Origin of the sequence: Hymenobacter aquaticus, from assembly GCF_004765605.1 — a bacterium.
GTDB classification, from domain to species: domain Bacteria; phylum Bacteroidota; class Bacteroidia; order Cytophagales; family Hymenobacteraceae; genus Hymenobacter; species Hymenobacter aquaticus.
In genome coordinates this window covers 431,000-457,145 of record NZ_SRLC01000003.1, presented here as the reverse complement: position 1 = coordinate 457,145, position 26,146 = coordinate 431,000, and the positions used below count along the sequence as shown (strand labels likewise).

Annotated in this window: 19 protein-coding genes; 12 read left to right on the top strand and 7 right to left on the bottom strand. The window is 62.6% G+C overall.

Features of this window, described 5'->3' with window-relative positions:
- Window positions 1–46 precede the first annotated feature (46 nt).
- Window positions 47–2,044, top strand: coding sequence for an OmpA family protein (locus E5K00_RS21745; RefSeq protein ID WP_167856995.1), 1,998 nt, complete (start codon window positions 47–49; stop codon window positions 2,042–2,044).
- A 130-nt stretch (window positions 2,045–2,174) separates the two neighbouring features.
- Here the strand turns inward: E5K00_RS21745 and floA are convergent, their stop codons facing one another.
- Together floA and E5K00_RS21735 are read right to left on the bottom strand one after the other, a co-directional pair.
- Window positions 2,175–3,176: a flotillin-like protein FloA gene (floA, locus tag E5K00_RS21740; protein WP_135465416.1), complete on the bottom strand. Its 1,002-nt coding sequence runs from the start codon at window positions 3,174–3,176 to the stop codon at window positions 2,175–2,177.
- Window positions 3,177–3,251: 75 nt separating this feature from the next.
- A complete protein-coding gene (locus E5K00_RS21735; protein WP_135465415.1) occupies window positions 3,252–3,719 on the bottom strand; it encodes an NfeD family protein in 468 nt (155 codons plus the stop codon).
- Window positions 3,720–3,833: 114 nt separating this feature from the next.
- Between E5K00_RS21735 and E5K00_RS21730 the strand changes: the two genes are divergently transcribed.
- The 3 genes from E5K00_RS21730 to E5K00_RS21720 all read left to right on the top strand — a co-directional run bounded on the left by E5K00_RS21730 (window position 3,834) and on the right by E5K00_RS21720 (window position 5,356).
- The gene (locus tag E5K00_RS21730) at window positions 3,834–4,418 is read left to right on the top strand and encodes a Crp/Fnr family transcriptional regulator (RefSeq protein ID WP_135465414.1); all 585 of its coding nucleotides are present in this window, start codon (window positions 3,834–3,836) and stop codon (window positions 4,416–4,418) included.
- Window positions 4,419–4,491: 73 nt separating this feature from the next.
- On the top strand, window positions 4,492–5,067 hold the full coding sequence (locus E5K00_RS21725; protein WP_135465413.1) for a DinB family protein: 576 nt from the start codon (window positions 4,492–4,494) through the stop codon (window positions 5,065–5,067).
- A gap of 43 nt (window positions 5,068–5,110) precedes the next feature.
- Entirely contained in the window at window positions 5,111–5,356 is a 246-nt protein-coding gene (locus E5K00_RS21720) for a hypothetical protein (RefSeq protein ID WP_245328390.1), read from the top strand.
- Window positions 5,357–5,487: 131 nt separating this feature from the next.
- On the opposite strand, the gene proS is transcribed toward E5K00_RS21720, so the two are convergent.
- Window positions 5,488–6,963 (bottom strand): proline--tRNA ligase, encoded by a 1,476-nt coding sequence (gene proS, locus E5K00_RS21715; protein WP_135465412.1) that lies wholly within the window; start codon window positions 6,961–6,963, stop codon window positions 5,488–5,490.
- Window positions 6,964–7,158: 195 nt separating this feature from the next.
- Between proS and E5K00_RS22995 the strand changes: the two genes are divergently transcribed.
- Window positions 7,159–8,529 carry a hypothetical protein gene (locus E5K00_RS22995; protein WP_210114352.1) on the top strand — a complete coding sequence of 457 codons (1,371 nt, stop codon included), beginning with the start codon at window positions 7,159–7,161 and terminating at the stop codon, window positions 8,527–8,529.
- Between the two features lie 59 nt (window positions 8,530–8,588).
- Window positions 8,589–10,100 carry an OmpP1/FadL family transporter gene (locus E5K00_RS21705; RefSeq protein ID WP_135465411.1) on the top strand — a complete coding sequence of 504 codons (1,512 nt, stop codon included), beginning with the start codon at window positions 8,589–8,591 and terminating at the stop codon, window positions 10,098–10,100.
- A 67-nt stretch (window positions 10,101–10,167) separates the two neighbouring features.
- Here E5K00_RS21705 and E5K00_RS21700 read toward each other — a convergent pair whose 3' ends face one another.
- Window positions 10,168–11,130, bottom strand: coding sequence for a hypothetical protein (locus E5K00_RS21700; RefSeq protein WP_135465410.1), 963 nt, complete (start codon window positions 11,128–11,130; stop codon window positions 10,168–10,170).
- 300 nt (window positions 11,131–11,430) lie between these two features.
- Between E5K00_RS21700 and E5K00_RS21695 the strand changes: the two genes are divergently transcribed.
- From E5K00_RS21695 to E5K00_RS21680, 4 genes are all read left to right on the top strand, one after another.
- Complete coding sequence (locus E5K00_RS21695) at window positions 11,431–12,099, top strand: hypothetical protein (RefSeq protein WP_135465409.1); 669 nt, start codon at window positions 11,431–11,433, stop codon at window positions 12,097–12,099.
- Between the two features lie 8 nt (window positions 12,100–12,107).
- Window positions 12,108–14,636, top strand: coding sequence for a T9SS type A sorting domain-containing protein (locus E5K00_RS21690; RefSeq protein ID WP_135465408.1), 2,529 nt, complete (start codon window positions 12,108–12,110; stop codon window positions 14,634–14,636).
- 143 nt (window positions 14,637–14,779) lie between these two features.
- Entirely contained in the window at window positions 14,780–17,002 is a 2,223-nt protein-coding gene (locus tag E5K00_RS21685; RefSeq protein WP_135465407.1) for a S9 family peptidase, read from the top strand.
- 109 nt (window positions 17,003–17,111) lie between these two features.
- Complete coding sequence (locus E5K00_RS21680; RefSeq protein WP_167856994.1) at window positions 17,112–18,593, top strand: energy transducer TonB; 1,482 nt, start codon at window positions 17,112–17,114, stop codon at window positions 18,591–18,593.
- Window positions 18,594–18,677: 84 nt separating this feature from the next.
- Here E5K00_RS21680 and E5K00_RS21675 read toward each other — a convergent pair whose 3' ends face one another.
- A complete protein-coding gene (locus E5K00_RS21675; protein WP_135465405.1) occupies window positions 18,678–20,120 on the bottom strand; it encodes an aldehyde dehydrogenase in 1,443 nt (480 codons plus the stop codon).
- A gap of 88 nt (window positions 20,121–20,208) precedes the next feature.
- On the opposite strand from E5K00_RS21675, the gene E5K00_RS21670 reads away from it, so the two are divergent.
- Together E5K00_RS21670 and E5K00_RS21665 are read left to right on the top strand one after the other, a co-directional pair.
- Window positions 20,209–21,744: an ArnT family glycosyltransferase gene (locus E5K00_RS21670; protein ID WP_167856993.1), complete on the top strand. Its 1,536-nt coding sequence runs from the start codon at window positions 20,209–20,211 to the stop codon at window positions 21,742–21,744.
- Between the two features lie 60 nt (window positions 21,745–21,804).
- Window positions 21,805–23,559 (top strand): hypothetical protein, encoded by a 1,755-nt coding sequence (locus E5K00_RS21665; RefSeq protein WP_135465403.1) that lies wholly within the window; start codon window positions 21,805–21,807, stop codon window positions 23,557–23,559.
- A gap of 27 nt (window positions 23,560–23,586) precedes the next feature.
- On the opposite strand, the gene E5K00_RS21660 is transcribed toward E5K00_RS21665, so the two are convergent.
- Together E5K00_RS21660 and E5K00_RS21655 are read right to left on the bottom strand one after the other, a co-directional pair.
- Window positions 23,587–25,131 carry a DUF2079 domain-containing protein gene (locus E5K00_RS21660; protein WP_135465402.1) on the bottom strand — a complete coding sequence of 515 codons (1,545 nt, stop codon included), beginning with the start codon at window positions 25,129–25,131 and terminating at the stop codon, window positions 23,587–23,589.
- 17 nt (window positions 25,132–25,148) lie between these two features.
- Window positions 25,149–26,135: a glycosyltransferase family 2 protein gene (locus E5K00_RS21655; protein WP_135465401.1), complete on the bottom strand. Its 987-nt coding sequence runs from the start codon at window positions 26,133–26,135 to the stop codon at window positions 25,149–25,151.
- Window positions 26,136–26,146: the final 11 nt, after the last annotated feature.

Below are 26,146 nucleotides of genomic sequence, written 5' to 3'. Positions count from 1 at the left end.
TATGTTTGTTCGAAAACTTGTTCTCTCCTTTGGATTAATTGTTGGAATGGGTAGCTGGGCGCAGGCGCAGCGGGCCATCTGGGCGGCGAAAGTAGTAGCAGTATCCTCCCAAAAAGCCGAAGGAAAGGAAGCTTTTTCCCCCGAAAAAGTGCTGGGCGAGCCAAACGCGCAGCCGCTGGGGCAAATCAACAACGACGCCTGGATTCCGAAGAAGGAAGGGGCCAACGAGTTTATTGAGGTGCGCTACGGCAAATCCATCATTGCCAAGCAAGTGACGGTCGTCGAAAACTTCAATCCGGGCTCCATCACTAAAATCGAGCTGGTCGATACCCGGGGCACCAAGCACCAGGTCTACGAAAACAAGAGCCCCGGCCCCGTTCCGGAGCTGTTTCGCTCCCTGAGCGTCACGTTTGCCGCCGGCACCTACCGCACCATCGGCGTGGTGGTTTCCATGAATACCAAGGCCGTGGAAGGCGTCAACCAGATCGACGCCATCGGCATTGCCGACGTGGCCGAGACGATGGTAAAAAAGGAGTTCAAGGGTGAAGCCGAAGGCGTGAGCTTCGACTCGGCCATGGTGAACCTGGGCCAGAACGTCAACTCGAAGTACGTGGATACCCACCCGGTGATTTCGCCCGACGGCAAGACCCTGTTCTTTGCCCGCCAGGAAAGCCCGCAGAACGTGGGCGGCAGCAACGACGTGCAGGACGTGTGGTACAGCACGCTGGCCAATGCCGCCAAGAAAACCTGGAACCAGGCCAAAAACATCGGTGGCCCCATCAATACGCCCGGCCCCAACGGCCTGGCCTCGGTGTCGTCGGACGGCAATACGGCGGTGCTCATCAACGTGTATAACCCCGATGGCACGCTGGACCCGAAAGGCGCCAGCATCTCGCGCCGCACCAAGACGGGCTGGGGCATGCCCGTCAAAATTGAAATTGAGGACTTTTATAACGACGACGAGGAAAACGTCGACTACTTCCTGGGTACCTCGGGCAAGGTGTTGCTGATGGCTGTGCAGCGCAAAGACGGACAGGGCCAGCAGGATATCTACGCCAGCTTCCTGAAGGAAGACAAGCGCACCTGGACCCGGCCCAAAAACCTGGGCAGCACGATAAATACCAAGAAAGCCGAGTTTGCGCCTTTCCTGGCCGCCGATGGCAAGACGCTCTACTTTGCCTCGGAAGGACTGGGCGGCTACGGCAAGAGTGATATTTTCTCCTCCAAGCGCCTGGACGACAGCTGGACCAACTGGAGCAAGCCCCGCAACCTGGGCCCCAACATCAACTCCCCCGACTTCGACGGCTACTTCACGCTGTCGGCGGCCGGCGAAGATGCTTACCTAGTGTCGTCGCGCAATGGAATCGGCGGCTCGCGCGACATCTTCCGCATCAACCTCACGCCCCAGTTCAAGCCCGAAGTGGTGACGCTGGTGCGCGGCCGGGTGCTGGATGCCTCCACCAAAAAGCCCGTGGCGGCTACTATCAAGTACGAAAACCTGCTGACGGGCGAAGAAATCGGGGTGGCGGAAACCAGCCCGGTGGACGGCTCCTATACCATCGTGCTGCCCTCGGGGGCCCACTACGGCTACCGCGCCGAAGCCGAAAACTACCTGGCCGAAAGCGACAACCTGGACGTGACGGACCGGCAGAACTACTCCGAGGTGACCCACGACCTGTTTCTGGTGCCGTTTGCCGTGGGCTCCACCATCAAGCTGACCAACATCTTCTTTGCCCAGAGCAAATACTACCTGCGCGACAACTCCTACCCCGAGCTGTTGCGCTTGGTGCGGGTTCTGAAGGACTACCCGACGGTGGAAATTAAGCTGGAAGGCCACACCGACAACCAGGGCGACCCGGCCCTGAACCTGAAGCTCAGCCAGGACCGCGTGAACGAGGTGAAAAAGTACCTCGTGTCGAAGGGCATCAGCGGCAACCGGATTACCACCGAGGGCTTCGGCGACACCAAGCCGATTGCCAGCAACGACCAGGAAGAAACCCGCAAGCTCAACCGCCGCGTCGAGTTCCGGATTACGAAAAAGTAAGACGCTGGCGGTGTCGACTGGCTAAGGCAACCACTTAGCGCACGGCAGCTCCAGGATAGGTAGTTTACCACAAAAAAGCCCCATCCGGTAGCGGATGGGGCTTTTTTATGGTAGGAAATAGCTGCTAGCCCTAGCTAAGACGCTGCTCGTCGCGGCCGGGTTTCGTGCTGCTGCTCTGGCCGCCGGGGTTGGCTATGGAGTCGCGCATGTCGGTGTCGGCCTGCACGTTGCGCATCTTGTAGTAGTCCATCACGCCCAGGTTGCCCGAGCGGAAGGCGTCGGCAATGGCTTTCGGGATTTCAGCTTCGGCCTCTACCACGCGGGCCTTGGCTTCCTGGGTTTTGGCGCGGTTTTCCTGCTCCACGGCCACGGCCATTGCCCGGCGCTCCTCGGCTTTGGCCTCGGCCACTTTCAGGTCGGCCGTAGCCTGGTCGATCTGGAGCTTGGCCCCGATGTTTTCTCCGATGTCGATGTCGGCAATGTCGATGGAGAGAATTTCGAAGGCCGTGCCGGCATCCAGGCCCTTGCTGAGCACGAGCTTAGATATTTTGTCGGGGTTTTCGAGCACTTCCTTGTGCGAGAGCGACGAGCCGATGCTGGTCACGATGCCTTCGCCGACGCGGGCCAGGATGGTTTCTTCGCCGGCCCCGCCCACGAGCTGGGTGATGTTGGCCCGCACCGTGACGCGGGCAATAACGATGAGCTGAATGCCGTCCTGCGACACGGCCGCTACGTTGGGCGTGTTAATTACCTTGGGGTTCACGGAGGTCGTCACGGCCTCAAACACGTTGCGGCCCGCCAGGTCGATGGCCGTGGCCTGCTTGAAGTCGAGCGGAATGTTGGCTTTGTCGGCCGAAATCAGCGCTTTAATGACGTTGGGCACGTTGCCGCCGGCCAAGTAGTGGGTTTCCAGCTCGTTGCTGGTAATGTGCAGCCCGGCCTTGGTGGCGGTTATCAGCGAGTTGACGATCAGTGTGGGCGACACCTTGCGCACCCGCATCAGCACCAGTTGGAACAAGCTGACCCGGACGCCGGAAAAGATGGCCGTAATCCAGAGGCTGATGGGGAAAAAGTACAGGAATACCAGCAGCGCAATGGCGGCTATGATAATCGGGGCGAAGGGCAGGTTCATGGAGGAGGGCTAGGTACCGGGGCCGAGTTACGAGTTTTTAGCTGGTTTTCCGTGCAGCTTGGCAAGCAGCGGCCCTCAGGCGGCCTGCTCCACCACGATGCGGTTTTGCTCGATGCCCAGCACGCGGACCATCGTGCCGGCCGCCAGAAACTCACCCCGCGTCACGACTTCGCGCCGGTCGTCCTCGAACAGGGCCGTGCCCGCCGGGCGCAGCGCCGACAGCGTGCGGCCCACTGAGCCCGGCTCGATATCGGGGCGCCGCGCGTCCCGGACGCTGCTGTTGTTCACGTCGGTAAGGGCGAACTTATGCAGGTTTTTGGGCCGCAAGCCAATGTAGAGAATCAGGCCCGCCAGCACGGCCGCCGTAACGAGCGTGATGTGGCCGGTCGAGCTGCCAAAGTCGCGGTAGCCCAGCCAGATGCCGGTGGCCAGCAGCGCGAAGCCCACCAGCCCGACCAGCGTGGTGCCGGGAATAAACAACACTTCGGCCACCAGAAACAGCAGGCCAAACAGGAGCAGTAGCGCAATGGTAATCCAGTCCATAAGCAAGGTGGGTATAGGGTATGCTAAATATACGCAGAAAAGGATGGCCCGCCGCGCCGGGCAACGGCTCGGAACTGCTATTTTAGGCGCAGTATTTCCCTTTACTCTCGTTGTATGTCCGCTGCGCCTCCCGATGATGGGTTAGCCATGCTGGCGGCCGTGCTGCGGCCCGTACCGTATTTGAGCGCCGCCGATATCGAGGAGTTTCTGACGCTCTGGAAACGGCGGGTCACGCTCCGGCGCGGCGACTTTCTGATTCAGGCCGGGCAGCTGGAGCACCACCTGTACTTCGTGACCAGCGGCGTGCTGCGCATCTTTTTTCCGACCCCGGCCGAAGAAATCTGCGTGGGCTTCGGCTACGCCAACAACATGGTGTGCTCCTTTCCTTCGTTCGTGGCCAATCAGCCTTCCGACTACTGCCTGCAGGCCCTGAAAAAGTGCGAGCTGCTGGCTCTTTCCCGCACCGACTTCACCGAGTTTGTGGAGCGTAACGCCGCGTTTGCCCGGTTTTGGCGGCAGGAGCTGGAGCGGGTGCTGGTGGGCCGCATCGAGCGGGAAATTGACTTGCTGCTGCCCGAGCCCGAGCGGCGCCTGGCCCGGCTGCTGGCCCGCAGCCCGCATATTTTTCAGCTGGTGCCCAAAAAGTACATTGCCTCCTACCTGCGCATGACGCCCGAAACCCTGAGCCGGCTGCGCTAAATCTTGATTCCGGTCAAGGTTTGGCAGGCGCGGGGCCGCCACCTTTGGGTCTGTCAACTTTCACGCCCTAGCCATGCTTTCAACCATTCTTTTGCGCCAGCTCACCGACCAGGTACGGGAGCTGCAAACCGCCGCCCGCCACCTCCAAACCCTCGACCTGGCGGCGTTGAATTTCAAGCCCACACCCGCCAGCTGGAGCGCCCTCGAATGTCTGGAGCACCTGAACCGCTACAGCCGGTTTTACAACTCGGAGCTGGCACAAGCACTGTCCGGCAAGGCGGTAAATATGACTCCGCACGAAGTCGGCTTTTCGTGGCTGGGCCGCAAATCCTACGACACGGTGCGGCCCGACAACGGCAAAAAGCACACGACCATCAAGCACATGAACCCGGCGGGCAGCCAGCTGGGGCCGGAAGTAGTAGACGAGTTTCAGCAGCACCAGCAGCGCCTGCTGGAGCTGCTGGCCGCCGCGCCGGGCACCAACCTGAACCGCAAGGCCGTGCGCGTCGAGTTTTTCCGGCTGCTCAAGCTGCGGATCGGCGAGGCCCTGCAGTTCGTGGTAGCCCACCAGCAGCGCCACGTGCAGCAGGCCCAGCGTGCCGTTGCGGCGGCCGCCGTTCCGCGCTCCGCGCCGGTGCTGGTCGTCTGAGGCCGGCGCGCATCATTACCGCCGGGGCCGCGTATGCAGCCCCATGATGAAACAACGCGAAGTAACCACCGCCGATAACACCCGCTGGACCTGCGTGCAGGCCTACGCCGCCGTAGAAAGCAGCACCGCCGACCAGGCCACTTCCCTGAGCGAAACCGAAGAGGGGGCCGTTCCCGTCGTGTGCACGCCCAGCGGCGGGGCCCAAACCGTGCGCCTGGAGCTGGGCAAAGACTGGCTCGACAACCTCTCTGATGACGAGCTGGCCACCGCTATTCAGGCCGCGCAATAACTGCCCAAAATCAAAAGCCCCGCTACCAGTGGTAGCAGGGCTTTTGGTTAAGTCGGGACAACAGAGCGTCCCGAAATCCGGCCAATCCGAGAAATCCGTCGGAACGGAGCTCGGCGTAGCCGATTCGTGGTCTAGTAGGCCCGGGCGAAGTACACGCGCCGGCTGCTGGGCTTGCCGGTCAGGATGCAGGTGCCTTCTTCCTCGGGCTCGTTCAGGGCAATGCAGCGGATAGTCGCCTTAGTTTCCTCTTTGATGCGCTCCTCGGTTTCGGAAGTGCCGTCCCAGTGGGCCACCACGAAGCCGCCTTCGCCTTCCAGGGCCTGCTTGAACTCCTCGTACGTATCCACGCGGGTGGTATGCGTTTCGCGGAAGTTCAGGGCGCGCTGGTAGATGTTGGTTTGGATGTCGGTCAGCAGCTGGTCTACGCTGTTCACGATGTCGGCCAGCGGCAGGTTCATTTTCTCCTTCGTGTCGCGGCGAGCCACTTCCACGGTGCCGTTGTCCAGGTCACGCATGCCCACGGCAATGCGCACCGGCACGCCTTTCAGCTCCCACTCGGCAAACTTGAAGCCGGGCCGCTCGGTGTCCCGGTCGTCAAACTTCACGCTGATGCCGCGCTCGGCCAGGCCCAGCTGCATGGGCCGGATCCGCTCGGTGAGTTCTTCCAGCTGGCCGGTCTTGTAAATCGGCACGATGACCACCTGAATCGGGGCCAGCTTAGGCGGCAGCACCAGGCCTTCGTCGTCGGAATGGCTCATGATCAGGGCGCCCATCAGGCGGGTGCTTACCCCCCACGAGGTACCCCATACGTGCTCCAGCTGGCCTTCCTTGTTGGTAAACTGCACGTCGAAGGCCTTGGCGAAGTTCTGGCCCAGGAAGTGCGAGGTACCGGCCTGCAGCGCCTTGCCATCCTGCATCAAGCCTTCGATGCAATACGTGTCGAGGGCGCCGGCAAACCGCTCATTCTCGGTTTTCACGCCTTTCACTACGGGCAGCGCCATCCATTCCTCGGCAAACTGGGCGTACACTTCCAGCATCTGCCGGGTTTCGGCTACGGCTTCCTCGGCGGTGGCGTGGGCCGTGTGGCCTTCCTGCCAGAGGAACTCAGCGGTGCGCAAAAACAGGCGGGTGCGCATCTCCCAGCGCACCACGTTGGCCCACTGGTTGATCAGCAGGGGCAGGTCGCGGTAGCTCTGAATCCAGTTTTTGTAGGTGCTCCAGATAATAGCCTCCGAAGTGGGCCGCACGATCAGCTCTTCTTCAAGCTTGGCGTTGGGGTCCACGCGGAGCTTGCCGGGCTTGTCCGGGTCGTTCTGCAGGCGGTAGTGGGTTACTACGGCGCATTCCTTGGCAAAGCCTTCCGCGTTTTTTTCCTCGGCTTCAAACAGGCTTTTGGGCACGAACAGCGGGAAATACGCATTCTGGTGGCCCGTGCGCTTGAACATGTCGTCGAGCTGGCGCTGCATCTTCTCCCAGATGGCGTAGCCGTAGGGTTTGATGACCATGCAGCCCCGCACGGCGGAGTTTTCGGCCAGGCCGGCCCGCTTTACCAACTCGTTGTACCACAGCGAATAATCTTCGCTGCGTTTCGGCAAACTTTTACTCATCTTCGAGGTATCTTTGGGTAAGCGAAATAGTTCCCCAATCTGGTATAAGATTTGTCATAGGAAAAGGGCACCGTTTCGGGGCCAAATTACGTTATTAAACTGGAGCTCACCGCGCCAGTCTATAGAAGTCAGGCAACCATTCGGCGGTTTCTCCCCTCTGTTCCTTGCAAGGTCTCCTTTTCAGCGTCAGCAGCCATGAAATCAATCCTTAATACCGTTTTGCCCGCCATGGCCCTGCTCGCGCTGGGCGGCTGCGCAACAACCTCGGGTCTTACCTCCACGGAGGGCGACGGGGTGTATTATTCGTCGAAAGACCGCACGACTTACAACGCCCCGGCGCGCAGCACGGCGTCGGCCCCGGATAACTCGCCGCAGGACAACACCTCCTCCGACGCAGAAACCAATCCGGACTACGCCAGCTCCGGTTCTGGCCGTTCGTCGGCCCAGGGTGGCAGCTCAGAATATTACGATGACGACTACAGCTACTCGGCCCGGATCCGGCGCTTTCACCAGCCCGTGTACCGCAGCTTTGGCTACGGTTACTACGACCCCTTCTACTCCGACCCGTTCTGGTACGGCGGCGGGGTGTATTCCTACGGCTACTCGCCCTACAGCTGGGGCCCCGGCTACGGCTATTATGACCCCTTCTACGGCCCATACTACGGTGGCTCGGCCGTAATTATCAACATCGGCATTGGCCGGCCCTATTACAACCCCTGGCGCTACGGCTACGGCGGCTATGGGTACGGTTACGGTGGCTACGGTTACGGCGGTGGCTATGGCCTGGGCTACTACGACGGCTACCGCAACGGCTTATACCGCAACAGCAATTATGGCTACGGTGGTACCGTGCGCAACGTGCGGTATGGCCCACGTAGCGGCCGGAGCGTAGAAGCTACGACGGCCAGTGGCCGCACGACTACCGATGCCGGCTCCGGTCGGGGCCGCGGACGGGAAGGCGGCGTGGCTGCTCCCGTCGATGGTGTTACCTCCACGGGCAATGCGACGGGGACCAGCACCGCCACGCCTTCCTGGAATGGCCGCGGCCGCCAGGCTCAGCCGCAGGCCGCGGGTGGCGTAACCGAAACGCCGGTTTCCACTACTCCCAACGTGCGCTCGGGCCGCAGCCGCTCGGCTATCTTCGAAGATACCCGGGGGCGGGTAGTAGAGGGCGGTGGCACGCGGGAGCAAGGCATGGAGCAACCTCAGGTGACGCAGGGCAACACCCGCCGCTGGCGCACCGTGGAGAATACCGGGGAACAAGGCGTTTCGACTCCCTCGGCCCCGAACTACGAGCAGCGTCGTCGTTTTGGCAACATGAACCAGGGTAGCCAGAACGACGGGCAGAACTCGGGTGGCCAAGCCGTAGAGCAGCCCGTTCGGCGGCAGCGCGTCTACAACTCGCCGCAGCAGCCCCAGCGCACGTACGAAGCTCCGCAGCGGAGCTATGAGGCCCCAAGCCGCTCGTACTCGGAGCCTTCCCGTGGCAGCTCCTCGCCCTCTATGGGCGGCGGCAACAGCGGTGGCGGCGGTGGCCGCAGCAGCGGCCGGGGCCGTGGTGAGTAAGTAGTTATCTGGAAATCCTATCGTGGCCGGCATCTAGTCGGCCACTTCCTTTCCTTCCCATGAAAAACCTAAAATATCTGCTCGCCGTGGCCTTCGTAGGCCAGGCCAGCTACGGCTTTGCCCAATACCAGGTAGACGCGCTGCGGTTTTCCCAGACCCAATTCGGGGGCACTGCCCGCACGTTGGGCAGCGGTGGTGCTAACGTGGCCGTGGGTGCCGACCTAGGCAGCTTAGTAACCAACCCCGCCGGCTTAGGCATGTACCAGCGCTCGGAGTTCAGCTTCTCGCCGGGCCTGGGCCTGGGAAGCACCGAAAGCACCGGCCTGGGCACCACGACGTCTGATAACCGCAACAGTCTGTTTATTGGTAGCCTGGGCGCGGCCTTTGTGAATCGGAGGCCCGATAGTGACAACAACAATTGGCGCGGGGGCACCTTTGCGCTGGGCCTCACCCGCCTCAACGACTTCAACCAGCGCTTCCGCTACCGGGGCAAGCCTAGTGCCGAGCAAGATATCTTTCAGCGCCTGAGCGAACGGAAGGACCGGGTTGGCTACGATCCGGACCCCCTGGACGACTTGGCCTACAACACTTATCTGACGGAGAAGGACTCGAAAGGGTACTACGTTCCGGCGGATTACAAGGCATCGCGCGGTAACCTGAACCAGGAGGAAACCGTGCTGACCACCGGTTCCCAAACCCAGTTTGACCTAGGATACGGCGCCAGCTACCGCGACCGGCTTTACATCGGCGGCGCTATCGGTATCATCAGCACGCGCTACTCTTCTACCAGTACACTGACGGCCAACGACCCAGCGGCGCCCAGCGCGGCGGTTGGTACCGCTTTCGGCTCCCTTTCCTACCGCGAGACGCTGGAAACCCGCGGAGCTGGTATCAACGCACGTATCGGGGCCATCTACCGAGCCAACGACGTGATTCGCGTCGGTGCCTCGATCCAGACGCCGACCTACATGACCTTGTCGGAAACGTATGGCGAGTCGATGAACGTGACGTATGATCAGCCGATTGATACTGGCGGCGGTAAGACCATTACCTCGGCCAGCGAAGCCTCGGACCCCGGCGAGTTCAACTACGCCCTGACAACGCCGTTCAAGGCTTCGGGTGGGGTGGCAGCCATTATCGGTAAGCACGGCTTCGTGAGTGGGGATGTAGAATACCTTAACTACGGCAGTGCCCGCCTCAGCAATGATAACAGCGACCCGGCGGTTAGCAACGACTACTTCTTTGATACGGATAACGACAACATTCGCCAGCTGTACCGGTCGGCGGTGAACGTGCGGGTGGGCGGCGAGCTGCGCTTCGACATCTTCCGGCTGCGGGCCGGCTACGCCCGCTACGGCGACCCCTACAAGCAGAACGACTTCGACCGGACCCAGAATTACTTTACGGCCGGCGCTGGCATTCGGCAGAGTAATTTCTTCGTGGACGTGGCCGGCGTGTATGGCACCAGCAAGCGCTTCTACAGCCCGTATGCCCTCGAAAACGGTGCGCCCGTAATCGGTATCGATGGCAACCGCTACACGACTACCGTTACGGCTGGCTGGACCTTCTAACCAGCATAGCGTAGCAGCAAAAAGGCCGCCCTGTGGATACAGGGCGGCCTTTTTGTTGGTCAGGAATTTACTTGGCAATGCGGACCTGCAGATTCAGGGTAGGTACCGGCGTGGTCTTGACATCCTGCACCAGCAGTAAGCCATACTTATTATCAGCCGTGAGGAAGGCTACCAACTGGTTTTTCTTTAGCAAGCCCGTTGAGCTTGGATCTGCGGGCACGGGTGCACGGCCGAAAATTGCCTGGAAGCTTGCCGCGGAAGTAGCCGAGCCAAAGCCGGTACTGTCGCTACGGCTTACGAAGCGGAGCTGCGTGGTCCGGCGGTTGGCGGTGGCCCAGGTGGAGGTAGAGCCCAGATAGGGCTTAGCTTCCGGGCTGGCAGGGGAGGCCAGCACCACGCCGGCGGCGGTGGGCAAATAAATCAGGTCAATCAGCTGCTGGGCGGCCGGGTTGGTGCGCACCGTGAACTTGGGCAGGGTGAGGCCCGGCAGCAGCGCCAGGTAGCTGCGGCTGGCGGCCGTGTTGGCCCGTTGCAGCCGCACGGCGTAGCGGTGGTACACCAAGGCCGAGTCGGAATTGCGCAGTGTGAGGCGGTAGCTGCGGCTGGCGGTGCGCTGCTGGCTGTCCTCGATTTCGAAGCGCCACAGCTCCCGCCCCGAGGTAGTGCGAGTGCCATAAGTAAACTGAAACGCCAGCTCCTTCAGCGGCGGCTTGGCCCGCAGCGCGGTGTCGAGGTATACCAGCTCTTCCTGCTGGCCTTCCACACTCCGCGGGTCGTAGCCGGCCGGGTACGACAGCGGGTTTTTCTGGGGGCTGTACGTCACCGTGATGCGCAGGCGCTGGAGCGAGTCGCTGCCGGCCAGGTTGGCAATGGCGGCGTACACCTTGCTGGTGAGCGTGTCGCCGGGAGTGCCGATGGTGCGGTTGGTGCTGACGTAGCGGGCGCTGCCCACCAGATCCAGATACGGGTTGGGGTCCGAGTTCAGGTCAGAGGAGCAGGAGGTTGCCAGCCAACCGAGTAGGAGCAGCAAGGGGGGGCGGTGGGGGCGGCAAGTCGTCATGGAAGCGGGGCGTTTGAAGCTTCAAATTAACGCATAAGATTACGGTGCAGTATGGACCGGCTACGAATTGACCGCGCTGCCAGCCGTAAAAGTATTCGCCCAACAGCCTGTTGTTATAACGGGCCGGTGAGTTGGTCCGTGGCAAACCCGGTGTTGGTGTATCAAATTTCGGAGACTGACTCAGGGCTGACAGTTTTGGCCGCAGATCCATATCGCCAATGGTAGGGCCTGTAGTCGTCTTTTTATTTCTAAGCCATCAATCCTGCTCCAATGAAATCAATTCTTACGCTTGTAGTAACCAGCCTGTGCCTGGGGGCCGCCCAGCATGCTGCGGCCCAGGCTCCCGCCTTTGGTTCCAACTCGGTAATCGGCAACCAGGCCACCGGCAACTTTTACATCCAGCAGGCACCCAGCGGCGGCGCGGGTTCCTACGTGGAGATGATCAATAACAACTCCGCTGATGCCTCGCGGGCGGGTAGTATTGGCTACATCGCCGGCTATAACGCGGTAAACCCCTCGGGAACATCGCACACTTTCTACACGCGCACGGGCGGTGGGGGCTGGGTGTCGCAGCTGCGCATTACCCAGGACGGCAAAGTGCAGATCGGGGCGCAGATGCCCCAGTCGCAACCGGATTACCGGCTCTGCGTCGATGGTAAAATTGTAGCACAGTCGCTCTATATCACCAACCCCAGCGGCTGGGCCGACTACGTGTTTGAACCCAGCTACGTCCGGATGCCCCTTAAGGAAGTGAAGTCTTACGTGGCGCGCTACAAGCATTTGCCCGAAGTGCCCACCACCGCCGACGTTCAGCAGAATGGCGTGGATCTGACCGCCATGAACGTGCTGCTGCTGAAAAAATTGGAAGAGCTGACGCTGCACCTGATTGAGGCGACCGAGCGTATCGAGAAGCTGGAAGCAACCCAGGCCATCAAATAAGCGGGGGTATGATGAAGCTAACCCGCCAACAACGCGCCCTGGGCCTTGGGGCTGCCCTGCTACTGCTGGGCGGGCTGCCTGCGGCCCAGGCCCAGACCCAGCAACCCGCCACCTGTATCACTACCCCCGATGTGGTGAGCGGACAGCCCAACTGGAACTGGGAAGTCGATTTATACGACCCCAACTACCGCAAAACCTGGTCGGCCTACACCTACAGCAGCGCCGTAGGTTCAAACAGTTCGGTGGTGATGGGGGCTCCCTGGAATACCAACAGCACCGAGCAACTGGCCCAGATAGCCGCTACCCGCGACTATACCAAAGCCAAGGGCTGGCAGCTGCTGCGGGTCAATTTTGGTTGCGCCGCCGCCGAAGAGCACCCGTGGTTTGTGCTTTATAACAAGTACACCGGCGTCATTCGGGTGTATATATGGCTCAATAATGTGAACAACATGAATCAGGGAGCCATGATTTCGCTTAAGCAGTCGGGCTTCCGCATTACGGCGCTGGGGTCCAACGCCAACGTGCTGCGCCGCGCCCCCGACTCGTACCTGACCACAAGTCCAAATCCCGACACCGATTACGTATCGGTGCTGGTGACGACGGCCGGCTCGGTAAAATGGGCCTCCGCTGACTTCCAGACCACACTGGATCCGAATGTCGGCAACTCGGCGTATACCGGCTCCGAGCTGGTATTCCAGATTCACGCCATTCAAAAATCCACGGTCGATTTGGCCGGGCAGTTCAAGTTTACCACCGAGGAAGCCACGCCCGCTCTGGCCGGCGCGCCCACGCCTACGCCCAATGTCGCCCGTGGCAGCACGTTCGTGGCAGACAGTAAAAAGGTTATTGCCAACGTCAACAGCGGCCTGAAAGGAGCCCAGAAAGTGCTGGGTCAGATCAACTCCGGCGCCCTTGAGGTTAAAAAATTCGTGGCCAAAGGTGCAAGCACCGATGCCACCGGCCGGCCCAACCTTAAACAATACGTGCTGGACCTGGCTACCACGGTAGCCGACCTCACGACCCCGCCCAACGGCAACGCCAGTGGCTCGGCCATTCAAAGTATACTCAAGAAGGCGCTGAAAGTGGGTTCCGGGGTGGCATCCGCTATTCCGGCCCTCAGCTTCCTGGGGCCGGTGCTGGGTATCATGTTCCCCAGCGACGACGAGACGGCCGCCAAGAGCATTCCGTTTACGCCCACCATTTCGACCGGGGAAATGTCCCTGAAGGGCACAATCGAAACCATAACGTCCCAGAACACGCTCCGCATTCAGACGCCGGGCACCGTGCATAACGACGCTGTGAGGCCGACGCTGCCGTACTACAACTGCCCGCTGGGGGTTTTCAACATCTCCAACACGCCCGTGCTGCTGAAAAGCGCGCCGCGCACCGTGCTGCTGGAGCGGGGCTACTACGATGAGTACGACGACTGGAACCGGCAGTGGTACCAGCAGCCCTTCACGACTAATATGGACCTGGTCGTGTACAAGCTCAACAATGATTTGAACCCGGTGTTCAATGCCTCGGCCGGCGTGACGCCCCTGTCGGTGCAGGGCGCCCTGGTGTTCCGGCGGCACAACCGGCCCAGCGACAGCCGCAACGGCGACTACGGCACTGCCGCCACCGACCTGCTGGCCGACCCCTATACGTACTACGACTACGCCATGAACACGCACGTAACCAGCTCCAGCAACCCGATGCTGCAGCAGTTCGAGGCCGGCAACCTGACGGTGAATACGATGAATGCGTCGAGCATCGAGTTTCAGACGCCCTTCGTGAACGTGAACTGCCTGAAGGGCGTCACGGCCCAGGTGCCCGCCGACGTATCGGTTTTCGTGCGGGTGCGGGCCATGTTTACGCGCAACGATGCTCCCTCGGAGCCGCCGATTGTGCTCGTCTACGACTACGCGGTGCAGGAAACGCCCAATGCCAACGTCACCCATGCCTACCCGGTGGCGGGCAGTGCTACCGACTACTGGCCGGTGTCGCAGCCGGGCTCGGGCTACCAGACCCTGGGAATCTACGGCGACGAGTTCAGTCCGCTGGTATTTGGCACCGCCGCCGGTTCGGCGGGCAACAATCTGGTGGTACGAGCCGGCAACAGCATTGAAGTGGAAGGCACGGTGCATATTCCGGCGGGCAGCACTATGGCTTTCACCACCGAGTTTCAGCCTGTAAGCTGCACGACCAACAGCCTGGCCGCCAGCGTGTCGGGCACGGGCTGCGAGGCCTACGCCCAAACCTGGTGGCGGCCTGAAAAAGTGCTGGCCGCGGCCCAGCCGGAAACTGCTCCGACTCGCCTGGAGGTATTTCCCAACCCTACCCGGGGTGCCTTCAGCGTGGAGCCGCACGTGGCGGCCGGTGAAACCGTGCACCTGACGGTGCACAACCTGCTGGGGCAGCAGCTCTACGCCCAGGATTACGTGTACCAGGGCCACGCCCTGCTGGTGACGCACGCCGCGCTGCCGACGGGTATGTACGTGGTGAAAGTGTCGTCGGCCAAGACCGGAGTGCGCACGGCCACGCTGCAGGTAAACTAAGTAGTCCATTTTCGACCCGCAGCCACACGAGGCCCGTTACCCCTGGTAGCGGGCCTCGCGTGGCTGCGGGCCGCGTGCAACCATAGGGGCATCTTTCTCTACCTTTACCCTCTGCGTTTTAGCCGTTCACTTTTTCCGCTTCTATGAATTTTCGCTTTCTCGGTCTGGCTTTCTTTCTGACCACTGCCAGCCCCGCCCTGCTGCCCGCCTCGGCTCCGATGGCCGTAGCCCAGCAGAAACAGAATATTACCCTCGAAGATATCTGGTCCAAAGGCACGTTTCAGGCCCGCACCGTGCCGGGCTTCAACTGGATGCGGGACGGCCGCTACTATTCCTCGCTCGACAACGGCGACCTGGTGCAGCACGACGTGACCAGCGGCAAAGCCGTGCAAACCCTGGTGGCCGCCCAGGACCTGAAACTGGCCGGCACCACCCAGCCCGTGCCGGTGGAGGGCTACGTGTTCAACTCCGACGAGAAGAAAATCCTGTTCTGGACGGCCGAAGAGCCGATTTACCGCCGCAGCTCCCGCGCCACCTACTTCGTCTACGACCGGGCCAGCAAGCAGCTGACGCCCCTGAGCGCCGGCGGCAAGCAGAGCTACGCCACTTTCTCGCCCGATGGCAAGCGCGTGGCCTTCGTGCGCGACAACAACCTGTTCGTGACCGACCTGGCCACGATGCAGGAAAAAGCCGTGACCACCGACGGCGTGCAAAACAAGATCATCAACGGCTCGACGGACTGGGTCTACGAGGAGGAATTTGAGTTTGCCCAGGCCTTTTTCTGGTCGCCCGACTCGCGGCAGCTGGCCTTCTACACCTTCGACGAGAGCCAGGTGCCCGAGTACAACATGCAGGTGTGGGGCGAGCTATACCCGCAGGACTACCGCTACAAGTACCCCAAGGCCGGCGAGAAAAACTCGGTCGTTAGTATTTCGGTGCACGACGTAACGGCCGGCCGCACCACCAAAATGGACGTGGGCCCCGAGCCCGACCAGTACATTCCCCGCATCATCTGGACCGAAACGCCCAACCTGCTTAGCATCCGGCGCCTGAACCGCTTGCAGAACAAGCTCGAAATCCTGCACGCCGACGCCAACAGCGGCAAAACCCAGGTGGTGCTTACCGACGCGGACAAGGCTTACGTGGAAGTCAACGACGACTTGCGCTACCTCGCCGACGGCAAGCAGTTCCTGTTCAGCAGCGAAAAGGACGGCTACCGCCACCTCTACCTCTACAACATGCAGGGCCAGCTGGTGCGCCAGCTCACCAAGGGCAACTGGGAAATCACCAGCATCGACGGCTTCGACGAAGACAAGGGCATCGTGTACTACAGCAGCACCGAGGCCTCGCCCTTGCAGCGCCAGCTTTACCGTATCAACCTGAAAGGCAGCGGCAAAACCCGGCTGAGCGAGGTGGCCCACGGCAACAACACCGTGAACATGAGCCCCGACTGCCGCTATTTCCTCAACTACTTCTCGGCCGCCGGCGAGCCCACCACGGTGAGCGTGCGCAACGGCAAGGACGGCAAGGTGGTGAAGGTGCTGGAAGACAACACCAAGCTGCGCCAGACCCTGAGCCAGTACAACCTGGGCAAGCTGGAATTCATCAGCTTCAAAACCTCGGAAGGCGTGACCCTGAACGGCTCGATGCTGAAGCCCGCCAACTTCGACCCCAATAAGAAATACCCGGTGCTGATGTACGTGTACGGCGGCCCCGGCTCCCAGACCGTGAAAGACGACGTGGGCGGCGGCATTGCCCTGACCAACTACCTCTGGCACCAGCTGCTGGCCGAGCAGGGCTACATCGTCGTGTCGGTGGATAACCGCGGCACGGGGGCCCGGGGCGCCGAGTTCAAGAAAAGTACCTACGCCAACCTGGGCAAGCTCGAAACCATCGACCAGGGCGAAAGCGCCAAGTATCTGGGCACCCTGCCCTACGTGGACAAGGCGCGCATCGGCATCTGGGGCTGGAGCTTCGGGGGCTACATGACGGCCCTGGCCATGACCAAAAACGCCGATCTGTTCAAGATGGCCATTTCGGTGGCGCCCGTCACCAACTGGCGCTACTACGACTCGGTCTACACCGAGCGGTTCCTGAAAACGCCCCAGGAAAACCCCGGCGGCTACGACGACAACTCGCCCGTGCAGTTTGCCCAGCAGCTCAAGGGCCGCTACCTGCTCGTGCACGGCACCGGCGACGACAACGTGCACTTCCAGAACTCCATTGCCTGGGTTGATGCGCTGGTAAAAGCCAATAAAGACTACCAGACGTTATACTACCCCAACCGCAACCACGGCATCTACGGGGGCAACACCCGCCTGCACTTATATCGGCAAATGACTGACTTCGTGCTGAAAAACCTGTAAATAGCGGGTGCTACGCACCGTTATTACCCGCTTCACGTAAGAAAATGCTGGTCGACGGCGTTTCCTTCGGATAGTTTTCGCGTAGAGTGACTTTATGCGCATGCTCCGAATGAAACGCCGTCTACTTTTTAGTTTATTAGGAATAGCCGCTCTGGCGGGTTGCCAAAGCGAAAAACCGGCCCGGGTCGAAGCGGCCCGGCCCGCCGAGGTAGCCCCGGCCCTGGCCGACTCACTGCCCGACATGCCCGCCTCCGGTGCCGTGGGTACCCGCGACTGGCACCACCTGAGTAGCCGCACCAGCCGCACCGCCCCGCTGATCGTGTACCGGCGCGGCGTGCTGCGGGCCCCCGGCTCCGATACTACCGCGCTGCCGCCCTCCGAGGCCCAGCTCCATGACCTGACGCTGAAGGCCAGTGAGTACTTCCAGATTGACCCCACCCAGCCCGCCGAAGTGCACGGCCGCGAAGGCACCGTGGTCCGGATTCCGGCCGGGGTGCTCGTGACCAGCGCTAACCAGCCCGCCGCTAACCCGGTGTGGGTAGAGCTGAAAGAGTGCTACAGCGTGGCCGACATGCTGCTTTCCAACCTCTCGACGGTGACGCCCGATGGGGAGCTGCTCGAATCGGGTGGCATTGTGCTGGTGCGGGCTTCGGCTAAGGGACAGCAACTGCGGCTGGCCCCGGGAGAAGCGTTTCAGCTGGAGATGCCCGGCCCGGCGGCCCGCAAAAAAGAGCTGAAACTATTTTACGGCCAAGGTGGCCGGGGCCGGCAGCCGGTGCGCTGGGTAGCCGCCGGTCCTGCCGCCGAATTGCCCTTGCCCGCCAAAACCGCCGCCGCCGCCGACCAGATGCCGTCTTACGGCAGCGGCCCGGCCGACATCAACAAGCTGGTGCGCTACCCCCAGACGGCCGTGGCCAGCCGCACCGAAGGCATCGTGTACGCCTCTTTCCTGGTTGATGAAAATGGCCGGGTCGAGTCGCCGGAGATTGTGCGCGGCATCGGGGGCGGCTGCGACGAGGAAGTACTGCGGGTGCTGCGCCAGACCTCGGGCCAGTGGACGCCGGCCCGTAGCGGCGGCCAGCCGGTAAAGGTGAAAATGATGCTGCCCATCCGCTTCGCCTTCCATGATGGCCTGGCCAACGCCGCCGAAACTCCCGCCACCGCCGACTCGGTGGTGCCGGGCGCTACGGCCCGGGAAGCCGCCACCGACGAAGCTGATGCCGAGGAAAGCAGCGCCAACCGCCGCGTGTACACCTGCCGCCGCCTGGGCTGGCTGAACGCCGACAAGCCCCTGGCTGCTCACTCGCCCGTCGACTTTACCGTGCCGGTCGACGTGGAGCCGGGCACTAGCATCCGGCTGGTGCTGGAGGATTGCCTGGCCATTGCCGAAGCCCGCCCCCAGACCGATGGGTACTCGTTTCAGGGCATTCCCGGCAACCGCAAAGTGTTGATTATCGGGTTGCAATACCGCAACGGTACGCCTTTCGTAGCCATGCGTCGCACCGTGACGGGCCAAGCCGCTTCCGAGCAGCTGGAGTTTCAGGAAACCACCCTGGCCGACCTGGAGCGCACGATGGAGCGGCTGCAATAGGCCCGGACAAGCTCCCCACAGTGAAGGCCGCGGCTGTTCGTTTGCTACGAACGGCAGCGGCCTTTTTTACGGGCGCCTTGGCTGCTACAATTTCACGCACACGTTCTGGGGCTCGGTGAAGAAGCGCAGGGCTTCCAGGCCGCCTTCCCGGCCCACGCCCGAGTTTTTCATGCCCCCAAACGGGGTGCGCAGGTCGCGCAGCAGCCAGGTGTTAATCCAGACCACGCCGGCGTGCAGCTGGTGGGCCACGCGGTGGGCCCGGTCCAGGTCGCGGGTCCAGATGGTGGCCGACAGGCCGTAGTCGGTGCCGTTGGCCCAGTCCAGCACTTCCTCTTCGGTGTCGAAGGGCGTGAGGGTGACGACGGGGCCGAAGATTTCCTCGCGGTTGGTGCGGCAGTCGGGGGCCAGACCCTCAAACACGGTGGGCGCCAGGAAAAAGCCGTCGGCACAGCGGCCTTCCAGGTGCACGCGCTGCCCGCCGGCCAGCAGCTGCCCGCCTTCCCGCTGGGCCAGCTCGATGTAGGACAGCACTTTTTCCAGGTGGGCCTCACTGACCAGGGCGCCTTGCCGGGAGCTTTCCAGCAGCGGGTCGCCGACTTTCAGGCCCTGCACCCGGGCCAGAAATGCTTCCTTGAACTGCTCGTAAATGGGCCGCTCGATAAAAATACGGGAGCCGCACAGGCAGATCTGGCCCTGGTTGCTGAAGCTGGACTGCACGCTGGTGCTCACGGCCGCCGCCAGGTCGGAGTCGGCGAAAATCAAGTTGGGGTTTTTGCCGCCCAGCTCCAACGAGAGCTTCTTGAACATGGGCGCGGCGGTGCGGGCAATATGCTCGCCGGTTTTGGTGCCGCCGGTAAAGCTGATGGCCTTCACCAAGGGGTGCTCCACGATGGCCTGCCCCGCGCCGGGCCCCGTGCCGTGCACGATGTTGAGCACGCCGGCCGGCAAGCCCGCTTCCTGGCACAGCTCGCCCAGCCAGTAGGCCGTGGCCGGCGTGATTTCCGAGGGCTTGGCCACCACGCAGTTGCCGGCGGCCAGGGCCGGGGCTATTTTCCAGGTGAACAGGTACAGCGGCAGGTTCCAGGGCGAAATGCAGCCCACTACGCCCAGCGGGTGGCGCACGGTGTAGTTCAGCGACTGGCCTTCCTGGAAGTGGCTTTCGGAGGAAAAATGGCCGATGCCGGTGCCGAAAAAGGCGAAGTTGCTGGCCGCCCGCGGAATATCCACGACGCGGGCCAGGGCCACGGGCTTGCCGTTGTCCTGGCTTTCGGCCTGGGCCAGCCGCTCCAAATCCCGCTCGATCAGCTCGGCGATGCGCACCAGCAGGCGGCCCCGCTTTTCGGCCGGCAAGGCCCGCCAGGCGGGAAAGGCGGCCTGGGCGGCGGCCACGGCCTGGGCCACGTCGGTGGCGTCCGAATCCGGTATCTGGCTGTAGACCTGGCCGGTGGCGGGTTCCACGTTGTCGAGGTAGCGGCCGGCGGCGGGCGGCACAAACTGGCCGTTGATGAAGTTCTGGAGCTGAAGCATGGGCGGGCGGGCAGGGTGGGCGTTGTACAAATCTAGCCATAGTAAACCACTACTTTTGCCTTTCCGGCCAAGCCCGAATGCTGACCTTATGAAATTACCTCTCCTGGATGGCCACTCCGTGCCGCGCTGGTTTTGGCCGCTGCTGCTGGGCCTGAACCTGCTGCTGCACGCGCCGTTTTTCAATCAGCCGCCCAACAGCGTGCACGTGTGGCGGCAAAGCAACACGATGGCCGTGGCCCGCAACCTCTACGAGGAGGACATGAACCTGCTGCGCCCCCGCGTCGACCGGCGCAACGAGTCGGATGGCGTCACGGGCATGCAGTTTCCGAGCTACGAGTGGCTGGTGGCCGTCGGCTACAAGGCCCTGGGCTTCCACGAGGCCATTCCGCGGGTAGTCACCTGGCTGATCTTCGCGGCCGGCGTGGTGGCGTTTTTCGGGTTGGTGCGCCTGCTGACGGGCTCCCGCTGGCTGGCGGCCGTGGGCGCGTGGGGACTGAGCTGGAGCCCGGAGCTGTTCTACCATTCCATCAACGCCCTGCCCGATATTCTGGCGCTGTCGGCCTCCATTGCCGGGCTGTATTTCTTTCTGCGCTGGTATCAAGGGCGGGCCGGCATCCATTTCTGGCTGAGCCTCGGGCTGACGACCCTGGCCGGCATGACCAAGCTGCAGTACCTGGTCGTCGGGTTTCCCATTGCCGTGCTCATTCTGCGCGACCTGTGGCAGCGCCGCCTCTCGTGGCGGCGCGACGCGGCCCCGCTGGTGCTGTTTGCCCTCGTTGCGGTGGGCTGCACGCTGGCCTGGTACGCCTACGCCGTGCGCCTGATTGAAACCTCCGGCCTGGCCGACTTCGGCCTGGAGCTGCGCCCCGCCACCGACCTGGGCGTGGCCATCAAGACATTGACCCACAACATTATTTCGGATATTCCGGAGCTGCTGATCAACTACGGCAACTTCGCGCTGTTGCTCATCGGGCTGTTTGCCATCGGGCGGGGCCGCTACTACCGCAGCGCCTGGTTTGGGCCGGTGCTGGTGTGGGCCCTGGCACTGCTGGCCTACCACCTGATTGAGCTGCGGCAGATGAGCGTGCACCAGTACTACATGCTGCCCTACCTGCCGGTGCTGCTGCTGCCCGTCGTGGTTGGGGCCGGCTGGCTGGCCCGGCAGCCCCGGTGGCGGCCGGTGCTGGCGCTGCTGTTCGTGGCCCAGCCCGTGCTGGCCTTCGTCCGGATTGCGCCGGCCCGCTGGATGGGCGGGGCCCGCGAGGTGCCCGTTGAGCTGTTTGAACCCGCTACCCGCGCCGCGCTGGAAAACGCCGTGCCCAACGACGCGCTGTGCGTGGTCGGCCCCGACGAATCGGGCTGCAAGTACTTCTACTTCCTGCACAAGAAAGGCTTCGGCTACAACGAAAGCGCCCAGCTGTTTCAGCCTTTCGTGGGCGCCCAGCCCTATTTGGCCAACTGCATTCAGCGCGGGGCGCGCTACCTCTACACCAACGATACCACGCTGGTCGCCAGCCCGCAGCTGCAACCCTATCTGCGCCGGGTTATCAAACGGGTCGGCGACTTTCAGGTGGTGGAACTACAATCTGCTGGTACTCAATCCGATTCTTCCGCTATTCGCTAACTCCGGCACCCGCGCTACGCTATTCGGCCCGGCCCGGCGGAGGTATTGATTTTCTGCTTTATGAAGTCCGAGTCTCGGGGATGGTTGCTGCTGGTGGCGGCGCTGTACGCGGTGGTGTTTTTGGCCTGGACCTGGCCGCTGGGGGCGCACCTGGCGGACGGCTTTCCGGCTATGCCCCACGGCGACGCGGCCATCTACGTCTGGAACGTGTGGCACTTCCGCGAGGCCGTGCTGGCGGGTTCCAACCCCTTTTATACCAACTGGCTGCTGTATCCGCAGGGGGCTTCGCTGGTGATGCACGCCTACATTCCCATCGTTGGGTTGTTTAACCTACTCATTGGGCAGGAGCTGCTGGCTATCAACCTGTTCCTGCTCCTGAGCTACGTGCTGTCGGGCACGGGCGGCTACCTGCTGAGTCGACGCTGGGTGCGCCACCCGCTGCTCGGCTGGCTGGCCGGGCTGGTTTTCGCCTATTCGCCTTACAAGCTGCTGCGCCTGCAAGGGCATTACAACCTGGTGCTCACGGCCACGGTACCGTTTTTCGTGCTGGCATTTCTGCGGGCTTTCGAGTGGGAGGACGGTTGGCGCTGGCCCCGGGTGAAAAGCTGGGCGGCGGTGGGCTGGTGCTGCGCGCTGGGCCTCGTCACGCTGCTCAGCGACTATTACGTGCTGTTTGGGCTGCTCTATTTTGCGCTGGCCTACGCCCTGTGGTTCTGGCTGCGGCTGGGCCAGATTCGGTGGCAGCGGCCCCGCACCTGGCTGTGGCTGGCTCTGGGCATCGTGGGCAGCCACGTTGCCATCCGGCTGCTGCGCCTGGCCGGCCCTTCCGACAACGGCGGCTTCTGGTGGGGCGGCGACGTGCTGGGCTACCTCGTGCCGCCCGCCGCCAGCCGCTACCTCGATGTTGCCTGGGCCGCGCGTCTGCACAGCAGCCCGGCCATCTTCAACACGCCCGGCAGCATCGAAAACGTTATGTTTCTGGGTTACACGCTGCCGCTGCTGGGCCTGGTGCTGGCGCTGTGGCCCGGCCGGCCGGCTTCGGCCCGCCACCTCGATGCGGCGGGCCGGCCGCTGGCCTGGGTGCTGCTGTTTTTCGTGCTGCTTACGCTGCCGGGGCTGCGGTTTTTTGGCAAGGATCTGCTGAACCTGCCCACCAGCATTCTGCACTTTATTCCCTTCTTCAACAACATCCGCTGCCCCACGCGCTGGGTGCTGCTGGTAAGCTTGCTGCTGCCCATCGTCGTGTTCAGCGCCCTGGAAGCCTGGTGGCAGCCCCGGCTGCGGCGCGGCCCGCAATGGTCGTTTGGCCTGCTGCTGCTGGGCTGCGTGGCCCTGGAATTCTGGCCCAAGCCCACGCCCGTACAATACGCCACTGAGCTGCCAGCCGTGTACAAAGCCGCTGCCAAGTTGCCCGGTGCTGCCATGCTGCCCCTGCCGGTCGGCCTGCTCGATGGGCACCGGCAACTGGGCATCGTGCAGCCGGAAATCTTCTTCTACCAGACCCGCCACCGCAAAAAGCTGCCCGCCGCCTACTTCTCGCGCATCGCCGAGGAGCGGTTTCGGGAGTTTGAGCAAGACCCGGTGATGCGCACCCTGCTGGCGTTGCAGCAAGCCCCGGCCGATACCGTGGCCGCTCCGCCGCTACCGGCCCAGGCCGCCGCCTTCCGTCGGCACTTCGGCCCGGCCCTGGTGGTCGTGCACCCCGATTGGCGCAACGGCCCGGCCCACCGCTACCTGCGGCTGGTGTTCCCCGATTTCACCGAGCGCACCTTCCCCGATGGCTACGTGCTGTTGGCCCCGGCCGCTGGGAAGTAGGGGAGAAGAGAAAACCCGGCAGCGGGGCTACGGCGCTACGGCCTGCTCCGTCGAGCGAAGCTCAAAGTAGCGCCGGGCCGGCGTCGGCTTGGGGTGAATCCGCTTCAGAATCACCAGGGGCTCTTGGTCGTACACCGTCTGCCACTCACCCGACTGCTGGTAATTCCGGATCTTGGTTTCCAACTCTTCCTCCGAAATGGGGTAGGGGTTATCGTGGCGCAGCACGGCAATGTAGTTGGCATTGGCCACGTACGGGAACGGGAAAACGTAGGGCCGGAACGCCAGGTGCGGGGCCAGCGGCGACAACACGCTGATGGCCGCGTCGTCCGGAATCAGCGCCAGGCCTTTGTACACTTCGCCCACGTCGAACCCGCGCCGGTAGTGGCGGGGCAGGTAAAACTGCGACAAACTCTTGTCGTGCCACTTCGACACCCGGATTTCCATCGACACGATGGTGGTGGCCAGGGTCACGAAAGCCGCCAGCCAGGCCCAGCGTGCGGCCTGCCGGGGCGTGGTGCCAATGAGCATGTGGCCCAGCGCGGCGCTGATAACGGGCACGTATTCAATGGAGTACTGATAGTTGATGCCCCAATGCGCAATTTCGGCCGATAGTAGTTTTTGAGCGTAAATCGGGGCCAGCATCAGCAGGTAGGCCGGGCGGCGCAGCAAGGCAAAGCCACCCGAAAGCAGCACCATCAGGTGCAGCTCCACCTTGATCCAGTCGCCAAACTGGCTGTAGGGTACGTTCTGAAACAGCATGCCCAGCACGAAGCCGGGGCGGGTAAACACGGTGTGCAGCACCTGCGCCGACGTGGTGCCGATGGCCGCGTAATTCTGCTGGTAGTAAAAGCCCCGGCCTTCGCCAATAGCCGGAATAGCCACTTTAATGACCAGCACAAAGTACACGGCCGCCACGGCCGCCATGCCCAGGGCCACGGCCACCCGGTCGCGGCGGCGCCAGTGCAGCCACGCCAGGCCCAGGCCCACAAACACCAGCCAGAGGGCCATGTTTTCCTTGCTGATGAGCATAAGCAGGGCCACACCCGCCGCCGTCCAGCGCCGATCCTGCTCGAAGAAGTAGAACAGCCACGGCAGCAGCATGGCCGCCACCACGTTGTCGTGGTAGTCGAAGGCCAGGGCCGAAAAGATGCCCCAGATGCTGAAATACTGCGCCAGCAGACCCAGCGCGGCCGTGGTCTGGGTGCGGCCGGTGCGCAGCAGATGCAGCCGGTAGGCCCCGTAGCCACCCACCAGCACCGCCGCAATCTGCACCACGACCAGCGTGTAGGAGCCCAGCACCCAGTACAGCGGCGACCAGAGCAGCTGCAGCAGCACGAAATGGTCGCCGAGCAGGTTGTTGTAGCGCATCAGCGAGTTGGCATTCCAGCGCAGATGGGCGTAGTCCCACATGGCCTGGTTGTAAATTCCCAGGTCGTAGGCAAACGTGCGGAAATTGTAGTGGTTAACTACGGCCAGCAGCACGTAGCACAGCGCGAAGAAGCCCACGATTCCGGCAAGCCAAGCGCGCTGCTGACGACGGGAAAAGCTGGCCGAAGCAAAGCGGGTAAGCATGGCGGAAGAAAACGGGCTTAGTAAGCGGAGGCGGCCGGTGGCACGACGCCCGCCGGCGCCGGCTGCGCCTGCGCGGCCGGGTGCGTGATGTTGGTATCGGAAATGATGTAGAGGGGGCGCTGCCGCACGTTGGCGCTCAGGCGGGCAATGTACTCGCCGATGATGCCCACGGCAATCAGTTGCACGCCGCCCAGAAACAGGATGCTGACCATCAGCGAGGCCCAGCCCGGCTCGTACTCGTGGCTCACGAAGCGGGCGTAGAGCGTGTACACCATTACCAGAAACGCCAGGCCCGACACGATGAAGCCGCTGATGGTGGCCGCCTTCAGCGGGGCGTCGGAGAAGCCGGTGATGCCGTCCAGGGCCAGCCGGATCATCTTGCGGTAGGTGTAGCCCGTTTCGCCGCCGGCCCGCTCGGCTCGGTCGTACTCGATGTAGGTCTGCCGGTAGCCAATCCAGGAAATCTGGCCCCGGATAAACTTGTTCTGCTCCGGCATCTGCTTCAGCGCGTCCACCACCTTGCGGGAAATGATGCGGAAGTCGCCGGTATCGACCGGAATGGAAATGTTGGTGATGCTGGCCAGTAGGCGGTAGAACAGCTTGGCCGTGAGTTTTTTGGCCGCGCTTTCGCCCTGGCGCGAGCGGCGCTTGGCGTACACCACCTCGTAGCCTTCCTGCAGCTTCTGGTAGAGCTGCGGAATCAGCTCGGGCGGGTCCTGCAAGTCGGCGTCGATAATGACCACCGACTGCCCCGCTGCCAGGTCGAGGCCGGCCGTGACGGCAATCTGGTGGCCGAAGTTGCGGCTGAAGTCGATGAAACGCACGCGCGGGTCGCGGGCGGCCAGGTTTTGCACCAGCGCCAGCGACTTGTCGCGGGAGCCGTCGTTGATAAAGATAAACTCGTACTGCAGCCCCATCGGGTCGAGCACGCCGCCGAGGCGGGTGTAGAGGGCCGGGATGTTGGCTTCTTCGTTATAGATGGGAATAATGACGGAGAGGTCCACGGGGTAGGGGC